A 16,590-nucleotide genomic window follows, 5' to 3' on the forward strand; every position below is an offset into this window, starting at 1 on the left:
GCTTTTGACCTTCCTCCGGCAGGGGCTTGGTACACACCCGCCGGGCTGACTGTTAAGAGGCCACCATGCTATCCACCACAGCCTTTCTTACGCTGGCGATGCAGTGCGCCGCCAGCGTTCACCCTTCTACGGCACTTGATGTGGCACGGGTCGAATCCGGTTTGAATCCATATGCCATCGCCGAAATTATGCCCGGTGGTAAAGGCGTGACTTCACATTTCCCCGCCAGTAAGGATGAGGCGGTCAGCCTCACCGCACGTCTGGCGGCAAAGGGCCGACGCTATTCGGTCGGGCTGATGCAAATCACCAGCACCAATTTCCGTCATTACCGCGTGAGTGCCCGTGACCTTCTTAACCCCTGTACCAACCTGTCCGTTTTTGAGCGCATCCTCACCGACTGCTACCGCCGCGGCGGTTCCCTCAAGCGTGCGCTCAGTTGCTACTACTCGGGAAATTTCACGACCGGCCAACAGCCGGAATCCGCGTTTAACCACACCAGCTACATCCAGCGCATCGGCTACGCCGTGCCGTCAACGCGGGAAGACCGGCGGCGACCTCCCGCCGAAATGCTCGCGCCGGAAATCCATTACCCCACCGCCGTCATGCGTGGCGAGCTTAACGATAACGCCACGCCAGTTCTGATATCCCTGCGCTACCCCAATGCCGTGATACGCGGCACATTATCCATTCCCGGCCCCCAGGAGGAACAATGATGAAACGAAAACAGTATGACTGGCCCGTCCTCACTTGCCTGTTAATGGCAAGCCCGGTGCTGGCAGCAGACAGCGGATTTAATAAAGCCAATGAGACGCTGAGTAACACCTCCACCGGCCTGCTCGGACTGGCCGCCGTCACCATCACGCTGGCCACCATGTGGGTGGGATACAAAGTCTTATTTGACGGCAAGAGCCTGCATGACATGCGCAACGTCATCATTGGCGCCATCCTTATCGTCGGTGCGTCAGGTTTCGGTGCCTACTGGGCGTCATAAGGGAGGTAACGATGGCTACGCTGAACAAAGCGCTGACGCGGCCTGCCGCCATAGCCGGCATTCCTCTCGTGCCGTTCGTGATGGTCAGCGGGGCCATCGTCCTGCTGGCGGTCTATGTCAGCTATTACCTGATATTACTGCTTATTCCCGCCTGGCTGGAGATGAAGGCAAAGGCCAGAACCGATATTCACTATTTCGGGCTGCTCTGGCTGGCCTTTAAAACCCGTGGCCGGTTTGGCACCAATAAACATTTTGGTGCCAATGCCCTGCTGGCAAACCGCTATGACGCTGTCGACGTCTCGGAGTTTATTGAAAAAATGAAGTTAAACGAGCGCGTTACGCTGGATAAATACATTCCGTATTCCTCCCATATTCACCCGCACGTCATCAGAAACCGCCAGGGTGATTTGGTTGCCACTTGGGAGCTGGAGGGCACCGTTTTTGAATGCGAGGACGAACACCACCTGACGTTAATGGCGACGCATCTCAATAACGTTATTCGTGCGTATGAAGGTCTGCCGGTCACTTTCTATCTTCACCGTATCCGGGAGAAATACCACGATGGCTTTGACGCGAATTCAGGTATTCCCTTTTCTGATGAAGTGACCCGGCGGTATTACCAGCCGATCAACGAAAAGCCGTTCTGGCGGCACCGGCTGTTTTTCACCGTCTGCTATGTGCCCTTCTCTCCGCTTGAGAAACAGGCCATGAAGGCGCAGCCATCGGGTAAACGCAAAGCGGCGCTGGATGATGCCCTGAAAGTGATGCTGGAACACCGGGAGGCGCTGGATTCGGCGCTGTCCCGCTATACGGCGACGGCGCTGGGGATGTATGAAGACAACGGGCGGGTGTATTCCGCCCAGCTGTCCTTTTATCACCGCCTGCTCACCGGACAGTGGCAAAAGGTGGCGGTCACGCGTGCGCCGTTTTATGAAACGTTAAGCACGCCGGATCTCTTTTTTACCACCGACACTGCCGAGTGCCAGACAGTCGGCGGCTCCCGCTTTTTCCGCAGTCTGGAAATCAAAGATTATTCGCCTGAAACCGCGACCGGCCTGCTGGACGCGCTGCTGTATGCCGAAAGCGAGTACGTGCTGACGCAGTCCTTCACCTGCATGGCCCGCGATGAGGCGCAGAAGCATATTCGTCTGGCGGAAAAGCGCCTGAATTCGGCGGATGACGACGCCATTTCACAGCGTGAAGAGCTGATTGTCCTGCGTGACCTGCTCCAGTCCGGGCATGTGTCCTGCGGGAAATACCACTTCTCCCTGCTGGTATCTTCAGACAGCCCAGAGCAGGTGGTGAAGGATACCAACGCGCTGGCGCAGCCTTTCGCCGACCTCGGCATCATGACAACGCTGTCCACGCTGTCGCTGCCCGCCGCGTACCTGGCGCAACTACCGGGGGTGTATACGCTGCGCCCCCGTCTGGTGGCCGTCAGCAGCCAGAACTTTGCCGACCTGGCGAGCCTGCACAATTTTCATCCTCACAAACGAAACGGCAATCCCTGGGGAGATGCCATCGCCATCCTCAAATCCCCCGGCGGCGGCGGATATTACCTGAACCTGCACGACAGCCAGAGCGGACGGAATGACTTCAACGAAAAAACGCCGGGTAACACAGCGATTATCGGTAAAACCGGCTCAGGCAAAACGATGCTGATGACCATGATGCAGCAACTGATGCAGAAGTACCGCAATCCGGCGACGTTCTCCGCCTCAGCCACAATCCAGCGGTTCACAACGGTGTATTTCGACAAGGACCGGGCGGCGGAGATGGTAATACGCCAGATGAGCGGACGCTACTTCCGTATCCGTACCGGCACTCCCACCGGGTTTAACCCGTTTTCGCTTGCCCCAACCCGGCGGAATATCAGCTTTATCAAACGACTGGTACGTATGCTGTGCCGCCGCAACGGCAAGCCGCTCGATCCGCGCGATGAGGAGCGGATCAGTGCCGCCGTAGATACCATTATGCTCGACTACCCGCCTGAATACCGCAAGTTCGGTATCACCCGGCTGCTGGAAGTCCTGCCGGAGCCGCCAACCACCGACGCCCGCATCAACGGGCTACGTATTCGCCTTAAACAGTGGGCGCAGGGCGGCGAGTTCGGCTGGGTATTCGACAATGAGGAGGACACCTTCAACATCAGCGACATTGATAACGTGGGTATCGACGGTACGGAATTTCTCGATGATGACGATATTCGCGGCCCCGTCACGTTTTATCTGCTTTATCGCGTCACCAGCCTGCTGGACGGTCGCCGGCTGGTGATGTTTATGGACGAGTTCTGGAAATGGCTGGCCGATGTCGAATTCTCCCGCTTCTCACTCAACATGCTGAAGGTGATCCGCAAACTGAACGGTATCTTCGTCCCCGCCACCCAGTCGCCTGATGAAATCGTCAAACACCCGATTGCCCCGGCAATTATTGAACAATGCAGCACGCAGATTTTTCTCGCCAACCCGAAGGCCAGCCGGGCGGATTACGTGGAAAAGATGAAAGTGCCGGAAAGCGTGTACGACATCGTCAGAAACCTCGATCCGGGTGAGCGCTCTATGGTGGTCCTGAAAACGCCGTTACGCGCAGGTGAAACCCGGCCTTTTGTGGCGATGGCGAAAATGGATTTATCGGGCCTCGGGAAACTCACCAAAATGCTGAGCGGGAGCGAAGACAACCTGAAACTGTTCGACACCGTTTATCAGGAAGGAATGCAGCCTGAGGACTGGAAAGCCGCCTTCCTTGAAAAAGCCCTGTAATATTCATGACGGAGGTAATGAAAATGCGGTTCAGAGATATCATACTGGTATTATCACTGTTGATTTCCACCCGGGCGACGAGTGCCGGAATACCGGTATTCGACGCCGTACAGAATACCGAATCCATGAATCAGTGGATCCAGAAACTCCAGCAGTGGCAGGAAACCGTCACCCATTACAGAAGTGAACTGGATGCCTACAAGCAGCAATTAGCCACGGCAACGGGCGTGCGGGACGTTCAGGCATTTCTCCGCGAGGCAAAAAGCCTGAAAACCGATATCGATAATCTCCGTCAGAACGGCATTTCACTGGATGACCTGCTGAGCAACCAAAGCGGTTCTTATTCTTCTGAACTTAATAGCTTGTATAACAAATATAAATCGTTCGATACCTGTAACCCGTCCAGCTCTTCGCAGCGTTATCTGGACAGCTGCAAACAGATGATCCTGAATCAGGCCGTAGCGATAGAAAATACGTCCGAGGTTGAAAACAAGATCACGGGCACGCTCGACGATATATCAGATTTATCAGACCGTATTGCTAATGCGCAGGATTCGAAAGAGTCACAGGACCTGGCTAACGCCATCGCGGCCAAAAGCGTACAATTAAACGCGCTGACCAGCCAGTGGGAGATGTCAGTCAAACAGACTGAACAGCGAACAGTGCTGCTGGAACAGCAAAAACAGAAGGCCTTTCAGCAACAGCAGTTAACTGCGCCCGTTGCCGATCTGAACTCTCTATAGGGAGGTTAACATGTTAAAACCCGTATTAACCTTGTGCGTCATGTCAGGCATGCTCGTCTTATCAGGTTGTAAAGAGACGAAATCAGAAGCCTGGTATAAAGAACATCCCGGTGAAACCTATAAGGTCTATATGCAATGCCTCAGGGATGGTGAGGCAAGCGACAACTGCGAGTTTGCGCACCGGGCAGCATTAATGTTTGCCCAGACAGGGAAACCCGGCATCAGGGAAAAATTCGAGACGCTGTTTCAGCAGGAAGCCCAAAAAAGAAAATCCGTCACTCAGTAAGGTCCCCGCCAACAAAAACAGGGATCCCTCCCTGTTTTTATCCCCTGTCTGTTCCTGACTAATGAGAGGCACCATGTCCGGTGGTATTTTTGTTGGTATGGACAAAAACATCATGGATGGACTTAACGCCGTGTTAAGAGGTCAGTCTTCTACCTACGGCACCCTAATCAGTGTGATTATCGTCAGTTCCTTCACCCTATTTATTACGTATCGCGGGTATCAGACGCTTGGCGGCAAACTCCAGACACCGGTTGAAGATGTTGTCTGGGATGTGGGGCGCATGTTGCTGATCACCACCTTTGTTTTAAACCGCGATGGCTGGCTGAATGCCATCATTGCGGCCATTGAAGGGCTTAAGGACGGCATCAGTGGCGATGATAATGTCTGGGCACTGCTCGACACGGTGTGGGAAAAGGCACAAGCGCTGGGGCAAACGCTGTTTAATCTCGATACCTCCACCTACGTTAAAGTGAATGGCGGTTTTGCCGAGGTGCTGGTCTGGGGCGGTGCAATCTTTCTGTTACTGGCTGCAACCTTTGTCAACCTGCTCGCCGAAATCACCATTCTGTTAATGACCACCACCGCCCCACTCTTTATTTTCTGCCTGCTGTACGGTTTTCTTAAACCCATGTTTGATAACTGGCTGAAAACACTATTTACCGCAATCTTAACGATCATGTTCTCTGCCCTGTCTGTCCGGATCGCCATCAACTACCTGAATAAAATACTGGATGCCGCCACAGCAACGTCTGCTGAAAGCAATATGGTGACCCTGGCGGCGCAATGTTTGCTGGCCGGGATTGCAGCAGGCGTAGTGGTGTATTTTTCAGCGAAAATAGCCACTGCGCTAAGCGGTGCAGCCGTGCAGGCCGTGTTACAGGGTGCAGCCATGAGCGGACTGAGCGGGCTGGTGAGCAAATCTGCCGACGTCGCCAGACCCGGCATAAAGGCCGGGGGCCGACTGACCGCCAAAGGTGGCCTGGCCGCAGCCGCGACAACCGGCAGGTTCATTGCCGCTGGTGCGGGCAAAGCCGGGAACGCCTGGCAGAAACGTGCCACCGCCATCGAAAGCATGAAACGCCAGAATCAGCAGCGTCACCGTTAATCCTCCCGACCACTAATTTGTTTTCTCCGTCACGCCGTGGCCTCTGCCAGCGGTGCGGCCTTCCTGCATTTATCCGATAAGAGGCTTCCATGAAATTCAGCATCTTGCTTCTGGTGCTGTGTGCGCTTACGGGCTGCGCGCAGCATCAGGGCGACCTCCCGCCGGTGTCCGGCGATCCCCAGCCGGTGAATTCCCCCGCCATGATCCAGGAGCTGACTCACCATGTCTGATATTCAGCGCATCATCAATGTCTCGCGCTCTTTTGAATCCATCCTGCTGGAAAAGGAAGAGCGTTCCCGCAAAACTGCCTGGCGGGTGGCCGCTGCCGGGCTGATTCTGGCTGCACTGGCAATTACGGCCATGATTATTCTGCTGCCGCTGAAAACCACTGACATTGAATTGTGGTCGGTGGACAAACAGACCGGTCGTTATGAGTATATGACCCGCATTAAAGAGCGGGATATTGCGTCTGAAAAAGCGCTGGCGCATTCACTGGCGGCACACTATGTCAGGCTCCGTGAGGGATATAATTATTTCTCCCTCCAGCGTGATTATGATGATGTACAGTTATTTAACAGCGACAGCGTGAACCGGGATTATCTGGACGGTTTTAATGGCGACCAGGCTCCGGACGTTATTTTTAATAAAGCCGAATATGTCGTCTATATCGACATTATTTCTAATGTCCATGCGCCTGCCACCGGGCCGGATAACCTGGCAACACTGCGTATTAAACGTACCCTCCGCCGTATTTCTGATAACTCAGTGAAAACGGACTTCTGGAATATCCGCCTCACTTATCGTTATGTCCCGCATCAGCAACTGACGGACAGTCAGCGTGAAGTGAACCCGCTGGGCTTTATCGTCACCAGCTACCAGCACGATAAAGAACTGAGGAGCGAATGATGCTGAAAAACATCCTGCTCCTGACAGGCTTACTCGCGTCATGCGCGACATGGAGCGCCGCCACCCCACGCGGCAGCGCCTATGACAGCCGGATGCAGAACGTATCGTATAACAGCCAGAACGCCACGGTCGTCAATACCCGCCCTGGCTACGTCACCACGCTGCTGTTTGACGACGATGAGACCGTGACTGACGCGCAAGCGGGCTTTCCCAAAGGCTGGACGGTAACGAAAAGTGATAACCGGGTGGACGTCAGCCCGAACCCCATCACCCAGCCGGTGACGGACGCCAGCGGCAACAACGTCAGCCAGGTATTTTTGCCCACGGCAAAGGACTGGAAGACCAACCTCTTCGTGGTGACATCAAAGCGTGATTACAGCCTGGAGCTGAACGTGCTGGACCACGATTCCCCCGCGCAGGCGTTCGTTATCCGTTACCACTATCCGGCCGAGGTTCGCCAGCAATCCGCCAGCGCCGAGCATCAGACGCAGCAGCGTGAAAGACAGGAGAAGCAGCAGATAGCGGCAGCATTCGGACAGGCCAGCATGCCACGCAACTGGCGCTACACCAAACGGGTAGCCGCCGGTTCGACCTCCATCGCACCGGATTTTGCCTGGGATGATGGTCATTTTGCATATATCGGTTTTTCCCCCCTCAGAACCCTGCCTTCCGTTTTCCGGGTGGTTAACGGACGGGAGCAGGCAGTCACGCCCCGGACGGTTAAGCAGGGTAATTACATCGTGATGGTGGTGCCGGCATCACCACAACTGGTGCTGCGTTACGGCACTTCGGTGGTGGGGATCGAAAACGACGGATTCGGGCGCATCCCGATAACCCGCGACGACACTGTTTCACCGTCCGTTACGCTGGAGGCCAAATGACCGATAAACCTGTCCCGGACGAACCGGAAAAAACCACCGCAGAGCGGGAAGCGGAAGCCCGCGAACGCGCCCGTGCGGCAATGGCGTATCAGGAGCCGGAGCAAAGAACACCCCCCGGCCAGCCGGAAGTGACCCGTTTTCGTAAGGTATCCGGTCGCCGCACGCTGATCGTCAGCCTGCTGAGTCTGACTCTGGTGATCGTCCTGGCATCCGGCGGCGATCGTCTTTTCAGTGCATTGAAAGGGGGTAATGAGAAAGAAGCCGACACCGCGCCGCCGCCCTCCGCCGGGAAGACGTTTCATGAGCGTCAAAATCTGGGGATGGACAGTAATCCGTTTGGCCTGTTCGGGCCGCACACACAGGACGGAACAGCCCCTGTCAGCCAGACCGTCTCCTCCGCACCCACCCTGCCACCAGCCCCACCCGACCTGAACAAGGCAGTTGCGCTGGCTGACGGGTTGAACAACGCCCGAACAATGCCGGGCGATAATACACGCACGTCCCCGGGTGAAACGCGCAGCAACGCAGAAACGTCCGACAGTCCGTCATCATCCACGACATACACATCCTGTCCGTCAGTACTGACCAGAGGTAAGGATGGCCGCCTGCGCTGCCCGGAGACTGCCGCGCCGGAAACGGGTAACAACGACAATCCAGACGTCGCCCGTGTCACCGGCGTCAGACGGTTGGGTCTCGATCCTGATCTCTATATCCCGGTGGACCGCTATATCCCGTGTTCGATGATGTGGCGCTTCGTGTCCGATGTCGGGGGGCATATTTCCTGTCTGATCAGTGAAGATGTTTACAGCGCCAGCAACCATGTGACGCTGATCCCGGCGGGAACGGTCGCCCGTGGCATCTACCGCACCGGGGCACTGCAACACGGACGCAGCCGGATGTTTGTGCTGTGGACGGAGCTGCGCACGCCTGAGCCCGGCAGCCTGCAAATCCCGCTCAACAATACGCAGGCCAGCGGCCCACTCGGCGAGGCGGGGATAGCCGGCTGGATCGACAATCACTTCTGGGAGCGCTTCGGCAATGCACTGATGCTCAGTACCGTGCAGGACGTGGCAGCGGCGGCGTCAGATGCTGCACCGGGGAAAGACCGCAATACCGACTACACCGAAAACACCCGCGCCGCCACGGCGGAAATGGCGAAAACGACGCTGGACAACAGCATCAATATCCCGCCCACCCTGTACCTGAATCAGGGTGATGTCATCGGCATCATGACCGGCACCGACATTGATTTCTCATCCGTCTGGCAGCTGCGACTGAAAAAGAGGTGGTATGAACGCTGAAAACCTGTCGCTGGATTTTATGAAAAACCAGCTGTTTGGTGATTTTATTGCGCAGGACGGCCTGACGGATATTGCCGTTAACCGGCCGGGTGAACTGCATACCAAAACCAGGGGGAAATGGCGAAGACATGAAGCCCCGATTACGCTGCGTCAGTGTTACGCCTTTGCCAGAGCGCTGGCGTCGTGGCAGGACGATAATATCGACGACACCTCGCCGATCCTTTCCGCCACGCTTGAGACAGGCGAGCGCATTCAGGCCATTATTCCCCCGGCCTGTGAGCGTAATACCGTGTCTATTACGCTACGCAAACCCTCATTCGGGCAGAAAACACATCAGTCATGGATTGATGCGGGATTTTATAACCGGGTAAGCGGTCAGGAGCGAACGGAAGGCAAAGATGTTGAACTGACCCGCTATTATCAAGGTGGGGATATTTCCCGCTTTATGGAAAAAGCGGTGGAATACGGCAAGACGATTTTTATCGTCGGTGAAACCGGCTCCGGTAAAACCACCTATATGAAAACGCTGCTGCACTATATTCCCCGGCACCTCAGGCTGACCACCATCGAGGACAACCCCGAAATCCGGTTCTATCACCACACCAATTATGTCCATCTCTTTTATCCGGCGGATGCCGGGGATAATGCCATTGTTACGCCTGGCAGACTGATACGCGCCAATTATCGAATGAACCCTGACCGGATATTACTGGCTGAAATTCGCGGACAAGAAGCCTGGGATGCGCTGAAAATCGTCGGTTCCGGGCATGAGGGATTGATAACCTCCCTGCATGCGAGCAGCCCGGAAGAATGTATTGAAGGGTTAATTGACCGGTGCTATGAAAACCCTGACTGCCGGAACATGCCTTTCGACGTGCTGTTACGCAAGGTGCTTAAGAGCATTGATGTGATAGTCAGCATTGATATTCACGGTGACATACGCCGCATGAGTGATGTTTATTTTAAATCACTTCATCTCAATAACATGAGAGGTGTATTCAGCAAAGGACTCCAGTAAATAACTTATCAAATTATGCAACCCTCGTTTAAATATGAAGGTGACCGAAATGAAAAAAGCAATATCCTCCGCATTATTGCTCTGCATTATGGCGTCATGTTCCACCTCCGTCATGCCCGCTGACGCCTGTGAAGTGGTGTTATGCATGTACGGTAAAGCCACCGGGAACGGCGGCGGCAATGAATGCCATTCGGCCGAACGTGCATTCTTTAATATCGTGAAAAAGAACAAGCACGGTTTTCTGCAGGACCATACTGCCGATGCCAGAAAATCGTTCTTACTTGAGTGTGATTCGGCAGACCCGGCAATTATCAGCCAGATTATCAGTAAATTTGGCCGCATGCGTGGTTAATTAGCGGAGGTTATCTTTATGACCAAACCGGGTTTTATTCAGCATCCCTGGACACGTCAGCGCGGGGATTCCATGCGCGCAGCCCGTGTTATTGAGCACATTGAAAATGAGGCAATGCACGGATGCGGCCTTTATTATGAAATTTATCACTATCGCGTTGTCTGCCGGTTATTGCAGTTGCTGCAAACGCTGAACGCCACCGACAGAATAACGCTGACAGAAGAAGCTAACCTACGTGGATTTACGCTGAATGAAACCAGCATTAAAGAAAGTCGTCAGTGTTATTCCAACATCATGAGGGAAATCCGCGAGAGCCAATATTAACCCCCTGCCTTAATTTTATTCGCAGGTCTCCTATAGAGCCAAAATATTTCAGCCGAGTTCGGCTTGAGGCGTGGTGGTTTTCAGGTTTTTACGGCATAGCACATTTTTCACGGATTAAGGAGTGAAGAAATGCGGGCCGTAAAAATGAGGCAGCGGACAGAATTATTTTCGCGGGTTAAGGAGCGAAAATAGTTCAGGCGCCGCGCCTCACCGGCAAACAGCCGCGCCCACGCGGATTTTGCCGGCCGGGGGGAGCCGAATAAATTTCGCCGCCCCAGCGAGCGAAAAGCTGTCGCCCACGACAGCGGTTTATTTGGGGGGCATCGCCCCGCACACCGTCGCGGCTAAGTCTCCGGCCAAAAGCCGGTAGCGTGGCGCGACCACCCTCTTTAAAGGTCAGCTTCCCTTTTATTCCCGCTGCGAGGAACGAGCAAAGGGAAGAAAAAGGCGAAAGCGACCGTCTTAAAGGGGGTGGTCGCGCGTAGCGGGCGACGGTGTGCCGCCTGTGACCTCGGGGGTTTTGGCGAGGCGTTCAGCCGCGACATTACCCCCATGTGACAGGCAATAAGGGCGTCCAGCCCGCATGTACTGGCGCACGCCGTTTCGTGCAGGGAAGCATGTTTACCTGCACATGGCCGCAACGCGGCCACCTTCTTCGTCCCTGACGGTCGCCCCACCTTTTCGCCCGACACCGTGGGGCGAATTGATGGGGCGATATCATGGGGCGAACTGCTGACGAAGGAAGCATCGTGATTTTGAATAAGCTGGCCGTTTCACTGTCGCCGATAGTGAATGGCGCGCTGAGCTTCATGGCTTTTATGCTACAGCACCAGCTGATGCTGGCGCTGTTATCGGGGCTGACGATGCCGTTTTTCGTGTCGATGAAAAGCGATGAACGGCAAAAAGCCCCGTTGTGGCAAAAACTGATTATCGCATTTTCCCTGCTGTGTTTTCTTTCCGGTACCATGGGGCCGGTACTTATCTGGATTTTCCAGTGGCTTTATAAAGACAAAGTAGTCGCCAGTATTCCCGTTCTGGCATGGCCAGTGCTGATTACCTTTACGGTAGCGGGTTTTATTTTACATATTCTGCTGCGCAGGGTATTAACCCCTGAATTAGACAAAATAAAGAAACACCTCGTGAGGAAAACAACGCTTGAACGGGAATTACGCACCGATGTCCGTACGGTGAAATCCCTGCTGCCGGAAACGCTGCATTATGACCCGCTGGATTATATTGATCTCAATAAAGGTATTTTCATCGGTATGGACCGGAATAAATACCCGATGTACCTGCCCTTAAACGACTGGCAAAAACAACACGCGGATATCATCGGGACCACCGGAGCCGGTAAAGGCGTTGCCACCGGGATATTGCTTTATCAAAGCATTCTTGCCGGTGAAGGCGTATTTGTTATGGATCCCAAGGATGATGAATGGGCACCCCACCTTTACCGGAAAGCCTGCGAGGATGCAGGCAAACCTTTTGCCCTGATTGACCTGCGAAAACCCCAATACCAGTTTAACCTGATTGAAGAGATCACCGCCGATGAACTGGAAGAGCTTTTTGTTGCCGGTTTCAGTCTGGCAGAGAAAGGTCAGGAGTCAGACTTTTATCGCATTGACGACCGGAAAGCGGCCCGGATAGCCGCGCAGTTTGTCACCCGAAATACAGCCTCAACCATTCGGGATGTTTATAACGGAGACTACGTTCAGGGTATTGCAGATAAAATAAAAGCCTTTTTCGGGAAAATTGAAGAGCTGGCCTTGCTCAATGCCATTAATGCGCCGAGAGGATTTTCGCTTAATACGATATTTGAGGAAGGCGGTTGCTGCTACGTGATTGGCTCAATGCGCAACAGCAAAATCATTACCACTCAACGCATGTTGCTGGTTCGCCTGTACCAGTTGGCAGAAAGGCGCGAGCGAGTGAAAGACGTGCCCCGCCCCATTGCTATTTATCTTTCCGAACTGAAATACCATTTATCCAGGCCCGCGCTGGAAGGCTTAGGCGCGGCACGCGATAAAGGCGTGCATATTATTATGGACCACCAGTCGATTGCCGATTTAAAAGACTGTCCGGCAGATTTGAAAGGCGACGCCGTTGTCGGCGCAGTCGTTGAGAACGCTAAATTCAAACTGGTTTATCGTGTCATGGATCCTGACACCGCTGAATGGGTGGCCCGGATGTCAGGCACCATATTAGTCGATGATGAGGTCCGCAAAGCGAAAACCGATGCCGTGCTGACAGAGACTATCGACGATGAACGCACCATCAGGCAGGCGGAGCGTTTCTTTACCGACAGTAATATGATCCTGAACTTACCCGATTTTGTCAGCTTCATCTTCACGACAAAAGCACTCCCGTCTGCTTCTCTGATTTCGCCCATCAGGGTGAAAAAACGCGAACTGGAGATTTGTGCCGTGTCGCCCGCGATTGCCGCCACCGCCGCAACGGTAAATATCACCCTGGATTTTAACGAGGAGGAAACTTCCCCCGGACCCGCATCAAAGACGGATATCACCACAACGCGACCCGATCTTTTTTTTGATAATACGGACGAAGAAGACACAACAACACCGAACGCCGATAAAGAGGAAAACCCATCATTGCTGGATTTTTAAAGGGGGAATGATGCTGATCACCGCATACAGCGAACGCCAGACGCGACACCGCGAAAAAATACAACGACTACTGAATTTCCTGAAAGAAGAAACGTACAGTGATTTTAAAACGCTGATGCTGCTGTTTGGCTTCAGGGATCATAAATCGCTGTATTCCCTGCTTTCAAAAGTCGAGGGCATGGGCTTAATACAAAAGCACGTCCTGGTATCGCGCACGATGAAAATTTCATTATGGGGCATAACCAGTGACGGACTGGCCGTCGTATTAACCCCCGACGATGCGTTTTTCCCGGCGCGCTTTGAGCCGTCAAAAATTACCGGCTGGACGCTGGAACATCACCTTGATAATCAGACCGCCCGTATCATCCTTGAGCAAAAAGGCGCATCCGGATGGATAAACGGCGATCGCACAACCTTCCTCAGCCGTTATCAGGTCAGTCACCGCCCTGACGGGCTGATTACCCTGCCCGGCGGCACCGTGATCGCCATTGAGACCGAGCGTCGCCTGAAAACCAGAGCCCGTTACCAGTCGATCATCGCCAGCCATTTGCTGGCCCGGACCCGGAAGAACTGGATTTACGTTTTTTATATCGTGCCGGACCCGCAGAAAAAGCGCGGCCTTGAACGGCTCTTTGACAGCATCAGGCACGTCATCGTTAACCACCAGCACATCCCGCTGGAAACCCGCCACCGGAATGTCTTCCGCATCTATACACTCGACGAGCTGCAACGGCTCGATGTAGACCACGGCATATAGTTCTTCTCTATCACTTACAGTCCCAACCCACCCAACCAGCAGCGTAACGACCTGAAATAATACCCCTTGAAATACTCACCCAAAATCAGAACAGACAGGACACCAGAATGAACAGAGAAACTGACCGACTTTCGGACGTACTGACCGAAATGAGCGCAAAAGCGCTGGTGACATGGATGACACATTCCGCATTGCACGACATACCGCGCGAAGCATTACTGGTTCGCGGCAACGATTTTGTGTATGCCCTACAAGCAAATTTTGTGCTGCTGCGTGATGTTCTGTCAGAAACGCTGGAAGATATTGAGCAGCAGAGCCATGAACTCGAAGAAAGACTAGATAATCTGGAACAGCGGCTACTTGCGCTTCAGGCAGTTGCTGGTAACCGAGAATAGCTGTCCAATCAGCCCTGTCCGTGTGAATTTTTTATTCCACTGTAGAGACATGACTGCTCGGTGCTCGCCTGGCTGCGCTCCGCCTCACTCGTGTCTCTACAGCGTTACTGTTTTAAGCGGCCCTACACACAAAGCCGCATTCCGTTGCGACTCCTTCCTGCTCAGATTTTATCCATCAAATAACGATGCGCTTTCGATGCCGCGCTGGCGGCCTTGAAAATATAGCGTTTGTCGTTCTTCAGTGCTTTCAGCCAGGAAGCAATATAACTTTCATGCTGAACCTCTCCGACAATCCCCAGGTCCGCCATCAGGAACGCGCTTCCCAGTTCGGCGATCAACTCCTCAAACGCATACCCCTCACTGCCAAACTTCCCTTTCATTTCTCGATTCAGCCGACTTTTGGCTCCACTCCAGTGAACCAGCTCATGCAGACCCGTAGCGTAGAAATTGGCAGCATCACTAAAAAGACGGCGTTCCGGTAAATGGATTTCGTCGGTTGATGGTGCGAAATAGGCGTTCTGCCCCTTCTCAATGATGGTTGCACTACTGTTACGGAAAAGCGCTTCCGCCTGCGGTAACGGCTCAAAGGTCTCTGCCGGGAAAACGGCTTCATCACTCAGAGGCAAACCGTCAATTTGCTCAACATTAAACACGGTGAAAGTCTTAAGCATCGGAATATAGTCAGTTTCTCCTTCGTCATTTTCCCTTTCCAGCATGGTATAGAAAATGGCTGTTGTGCCGTGTTCTCCCTTACGTACCTGCCCGCCTTCCGCTTTTGCCTGTTTGTAGGTCATCCAGCGCGAATCATTGAATCCCTGTTCTGACGCACTGCACCACAACAACATGATATTCATTCCACTGTAACCCATACCAGTTGCGTAATTGGACGGTAAACCAGACATACCGGGGGTACGCTGCCACGGACACGCCCAGGGTTTAACACCAGTTTCCAGTGCCGCAATGATGCTGTCAGTGACGGTCTGATAAATATCAGTTTTGGTTTTGGAAAATTTCGTTTTTGAGGAGCCTGACGGGTCCAGCGGGGATACGCTGGTTGCCGATGCGGTGTTAGGGGCGCTAGTCTGAGTATGCAGGGAAATAGTCATGGTTTTTCTCCGTCAGTGGTGTGATTTTCGTCTTCGTATCGCCTGACGGTTCGCTTTCCCGGCATCGTTCCGGCCTGCAAGGGCGCAGAATGCGTGCAATTTACCCTTGCGGGACGGGTTGTGTTGGGAAACGATTAACCGGAAGCTGACGCGGGAACGGAAACCACACGGGAGAAAAAACTTATCCTGCATAGACGGGTATAGCGCCCCTTGCTTCGCAGTGGTGAAATGGGTTTGGGTTTGGGTTTGGGTTTGGGTTTGGGTTTGGGTTTGAGTTTGAGTTTGAGTTTGAGTTTGAGTTTGAGTTTGAGTTTGAGTTTGAGTTTGAGTTTGAGTTTGAGTTTGAGTTTGAGTTTGAGTTTGAGTTTGAGTTTGAGTTTGAGTTTGAGTTTGAGTTTGAGTTTGAGTTTGAGTTTGAGTTTGAGTTTGAGTTTGAGTTTGAGTTTTGTAGTGATGTGATAGACGCCCTTCCCAACATAGCCAGTGCCATACTTTCACTGACTGCGTTAACTCCGGAGTGACATCACATGAACAAGATCAGAGTAGTAGGTATCGATATTGCCAAAGCTATTTTTCAGGTATGTGTCTAGATGATTGATGGTTCGGTTGTCTGGAACAGAAAATATCGCGTCAGAAATTGCTGGATTCGCTTCGCCAGCTTGAGCCGGGTAACGCGTCCTGAGTGTCCAGATTAATGAGAACTTTTCAGGAGTCTGACATCAAGAGCTCGATAGCCTTTTTTCATTTATTATTTATTATTTATTATTTATTATTTCAAAAGCTTGTAACTTTTTCTTCAGCTGGCGTACTCCAGTTTATTCCGAGGTCATAGGAGGTTTTTTTGCGTTTTGCCCTGTAGCTCATTCCGAAACTGTTTTACCCATCGCGCCATTATGAAAAGGCCCCCCATAGCTCTGCTGCATCTGCAACGGTAGAATTTGGGTCAAGAACCAGTTGAGCGAATTCGCGTTTGAACTCTGCGCTGAAATTTCTGCTTTCCAATGGGTACCTGTAATGTACTGAGGTGAGCATATCATTTCTA

At 53.1% G+C, this 16,590-nt stretch carries 17 protein-coding genes and 1 pseudogene; 16 read left to right on the plus strand and 2 right to left on the minus strand.

Going from position 1 to position 16,590, the window contains the following annotated elements:
* Positions 1-65 precede the first annotated feature (65 nt).
* The 16 genes from GA565_RS16355 to GA565_RS16425 all read left to right on the plus strand — a co-directional run bounded on the left by GA565_RS16355 (position 66) and on the right by GA565_RS16425 (position 14,442).
* On the plus strand, positions 66-713 hold the full coding sequence (locus GA565_RS16355; RefSeq protein ID WP_152199393.1) for a lytic transglycosylase domain-containing protein: 648 nt from the start codon (positions 66-68) through the stop codon (positions 711-713).
* Positions 713-991 (plus strand): TrbC/VirB2 family protein, encoded by a 279-nt coding sequence (locus GA565_RS16360; protein WP_152201567.1) that lies wholly within the window; start codon positions 713-715, stop codon positions 989-991. Before GA565_RS16355 ends, GA565_RS16360 begins: the two co-directional genes overlap by 1 nt.
* 11 nt (positions 992-1,002) lie before the next feature.
* Positions 1,003-3,750 (plus strand): VirB3 family type IV secretion system protein, encoded by a 2,748-nt coding sequence (locus GA565_RS16365; RefSeq protein ID WP_152199394.1) that lies wholly within the window; start codon positions 1,003-1,005, stop codon positions 3,748-3,750.
* 23 nt (positions 3,751-3,773) lie between these two features.
* Positions 3,774-4,493 (plus strand): type IV secretion system protein, encoded by a 720-nt coding sequence (locus GA565_RS16370; RefSeq protein WP_152199395.1) that lies wholly within the window; start codon positions 3,774-3,776, stop codon positions 4,491-4,493.
* A gap of 10 nt (positions 4,494-4,503) precedes the next feature.
* Complete coding sequence (locus tag GA565_RS16375) at positions 4,504-4,779, plus strand: EexN family lipoprotein (RefSeq protein ID WP_115657485.1); 276 nt, start codon at positions 4,504-4,506, stop codon at positions 4,777-4,779.
* 73 nt (positions 4,780-4,852) lie between these two features.
* Positions 4,853-5,884, plus strand: coding sequence for a type IV secretion system protein (locus GA565_RS16380; protein ID WP_152199397.1), 1,032 nt, complete (start codon positions 4,853-4,855; stop codon positions 5,882-5,884).
* A gap of 89 nt (positions 5,885-5,973) precedes the next feature.
* The gene (locus GA565_RS24640) at positions 5,974-6,114 is read left to right on the plus strand and encodes a hypothetical protein (RefSeq protein ID WP_009635182.1); all 141 of its coding nucleotides are present in this window, start codon (positions 5,974-5,976) and stop codon (positions 6,112-6,114) included.
* The gene (locus GA565_RS16385; RefSeq protein WP_152199398.1) at positions 6,107-6,790 is read left to right on the plus strand and encodes a virB8 family protein; all 684 of its coding nucleotides are present in this window, start codon (positions 6,107-6,109) and stop codon (positions 6,788-6,790) included. The genes GA565_RS24640 and GA565_RS16385 overlap by 8 nt, the downstream gene beginning before the upstream one ends.
* The gene (virB9, locus tag GA565_RS16390) at positions 6,790-7,671 is read left to right on the plus strand and encodes a P-type conjugative transfer protein VirB9 (protein ID WP_152201569.1); all 882 of its coding nucleotides are present in this window, start codon (positions 6,790-6,792) and stop codon (positions 7,669-7,671) included. The genes GA565_RS16385 and virB9 overlap by 1 nt, the downstream gene beginning before the upstream one ends.
* Positions 7,668-8,972 (plus strand): VirB10/TraB/TrbI family type IV secretion system protein, encoded by a 1,305-nt coding sequence (gene virB10 / locus GA565_RS16395; RefSeq protein ID WP_152199400.1) that lies wholly within the window; start codon positions 7,668-7,670, stop codon positions 8,970-8,972. The genes virB9 and virB10 overlap by 4 nt, the downstream gene beginning before the upstream one ends.
* Positions 8,962-9,990 (plus strand): P-type DNA transfer ATPase VirB11, encoded by a 1,029-nt coding sequence (gene virB11 / locus GA565_RS16400; RefSeq protein ID WP_152199402.1) that lies wholly within the window; start codon positions 8,962-8,964, stop codon positions 9,988-9,990. The genes virB10 and virB11 overlap by 11 nt, the downstream gene beginning before the upstream one ends.
* Positions 9,991-10,039: 49 nt before the next feature.
* Positions 10,040-10,342 carry a TrbM/KikA/MpfK family conjugal transfer protein gene (locus GA565_RS16405; protein WP_152199403.1) on the plus strand — a complete coding sequence of 101 codons (303 nt, stop codon included), beginning with the start codon at positions 10,040-10,042 and terminating at the stop codon, positions 10,340-10,342.
* Between the two features lie 18 nt (positions 10,343-10,360).
* Positions 10,361-10,666, plus strand: a complete 306-nt coding sequence (locus GA565_RS16410) for a hypothetical protein (RefSeq protein WP_032693540.1) — start codon at positions 10,361-10,363, stop codon at positions 10,664-10,666.
* A gap of 749 nt (positions 10,667-11,415) precedes the next feature.
* Positions 11,416-13,290 (plus strand): type IV secretory system conjugative DNA transfer family protein, encoded by a 1,875-nt coding sequence (locus tag GA565_RS16415; RefSeq protein WP_152199405.1) that lies wholly within the window; start codon positions 11,416-11,418, stop codon positions 13,288-13,290.
* A gap of 10 nt (positions 13,291-13,300) precedes the next feature.
* Positions 13,301-14,047: a MobC family replication-relaxation protein gene (mobC, locus tag GA565_RS16420; protein ID WP_152201570.1), complete on the plus strand. Its 747-nt coding sequence runs from the start codon at positions 13,301-13,303 to the stop codon at positions 14,045-14,047.
* A gap of 107 nt (positions 14,048-14,154) precedes the next feature.
* A complete protein-coding gene (locus GA565_RS16425) occupies positions 14,155-14,442 on the plus strand; it encodes a hypothetical protein (protein WP_152199407.1) in 288 nt (95 codons plus the stop codon).
* Between the two features lie 161 nt (positions 14,443-14,603).
* Here GA565_RS16425 and GA565_RS16430 read toward each other — a convergent pair whose 3' ends face one another.
* On the minus strand, positions 14,604-15,548 hold the full coding sequence (locus GA565_RS16430; RefSeq protein ID WP_152199408.1) for an ArdC family protein: 945 nt from the start codon (positions 15,546-15,548) through the stop codon (positions 14,604-14,606).
* Positions 15,549-16,213: 665 nt separating this feature from the next.
* Positions 16,214-16,550: pseudogene (locus tag GA565_RS24820) on the minus strand (transposase); the annotation flags it as partial.
* Positions 16,551-16,590: the final 40 nt, after the last annotated feature.

This window comes from Rouxiella sp. S1S-2 (genome assembly GCF_009208105.1).
Taxonomy (GTDB): Bacteria; Pseudomonadota; Gammaproteobacteria; order Enterobacterales; family Enterobacteriaceae; genus Rouxiella.

Excerpts from the sequence above, each read along its gene's own strand:
- virB9 (WP_152201569.1), top strand. The coding sequence starts at position 6,790 with ATGCTGAAAAACATCCTGCTCCTGACAGGCTTACTCGCGTCATGCGCG.
- GA565_RS24640 (WP_009635182.1), top strand. The coding sequence starts at position 5,974 with ATGAAATTCAGCATCTTGCTTCTGGTGCTGTGTGCGCTTACGGGCTGC.
- GA565_RS16380 (WP_152199397.1), top strand. The coding sequence starts at position 4,853 with ATGTCCGGTGGTATTTTTGTTGGTATGGACAAAAACATCATGGATGGA.
- GA565_RS16405 (WP_152199403.1), top strand. The coding sequence starts at position 10,040 with ATGAAAAAAGCAATATCCTCCGCATTATTGCTCTGCATTATGGCGTCA.
- GA565_RS16355 (WP_152199393.1), top strand. The coding sequence starts at position 66 with ATGCTATCCACCACAGCCTTTCTTACGCTGGCGATGCAGTGCGCCGCC.
- virB11 (WP_152199402.1), top strand. The coding sequence starts at position 8,962 with ATGAACGCTGAAAACCTGTCGCTGGATTTTATGAAAAACCAGCTGTTT.
- GA565_RS16430 (WP_152199408.1), bottom strand. The coding sequence starts at position 15,548 with ATGACTATTTCCCTGCATACTCAGACTAGCGCCCCTAACACCGCATCG.
- GA565_RS16370 (WP_152199395.1), top strand. The coding sequence starts at position 3,774 with ATGCGGTTCAGAGATATCATACTGGTATTATCACTGTTGATTTCCACC.
- GA565_RS16360 (WP_152201567.1), top strand. The coding sequence starts at position 713 with ATGAAACGAAAACAGTATGACTGGCCCGTCCTCACTTGCCTGTTAATG.
- GA565_RS16410 (WP_032693540.1), top strand. The coding sequence starts at position 10,361 with ATGACCAAACCGGGTTTTATTCAGCATCCCTGGACACGTCAGCGCGGG.
- GA565_RS16375 (WP_115657485.1), top strand. The coding sequence starts at position 4,504 with ATGTTAAAACCCGTATTAACCTTGTGCGTCATGTCAGGCATGCTCGTC.
- GA565_RS16365 (WP_152199394.1), top strand. The coding sequence starts at position 1,003 with ATGGCTACGCTGAACAAAGCGCTGACGCGGCCTGCCGCCATAGCCGGC.
- mobC (WP_152201570.1), top strand. The coding sequence starts at position 13,301 with ATGCTGATCACCGCATACAGCGAACGCCAGACGCGACACCGCGAAAAA.
- GA565_RS16425 (WP_152199407.1), top strand. The coding sequence starts at position 14,155 with ATGAACAGAGAAACTGACCGACTTTCGGACGTACTGACCGAAATGAGC.
- virB10 (WP_152199400.1), top strand. The coding sequence starts at position 7,668 with ATGACCGATAAACCTGTCCCGGACGAACCGGAAAAAACCACCGCAGAG.
- GA565_RS16385 (WP_152199398.1), top strand. The coding sequence starts at position 6,107 with ATGTCTGATATTCAGCGCATCATCAATGTCTCGCGCTCTTTTGAATCC.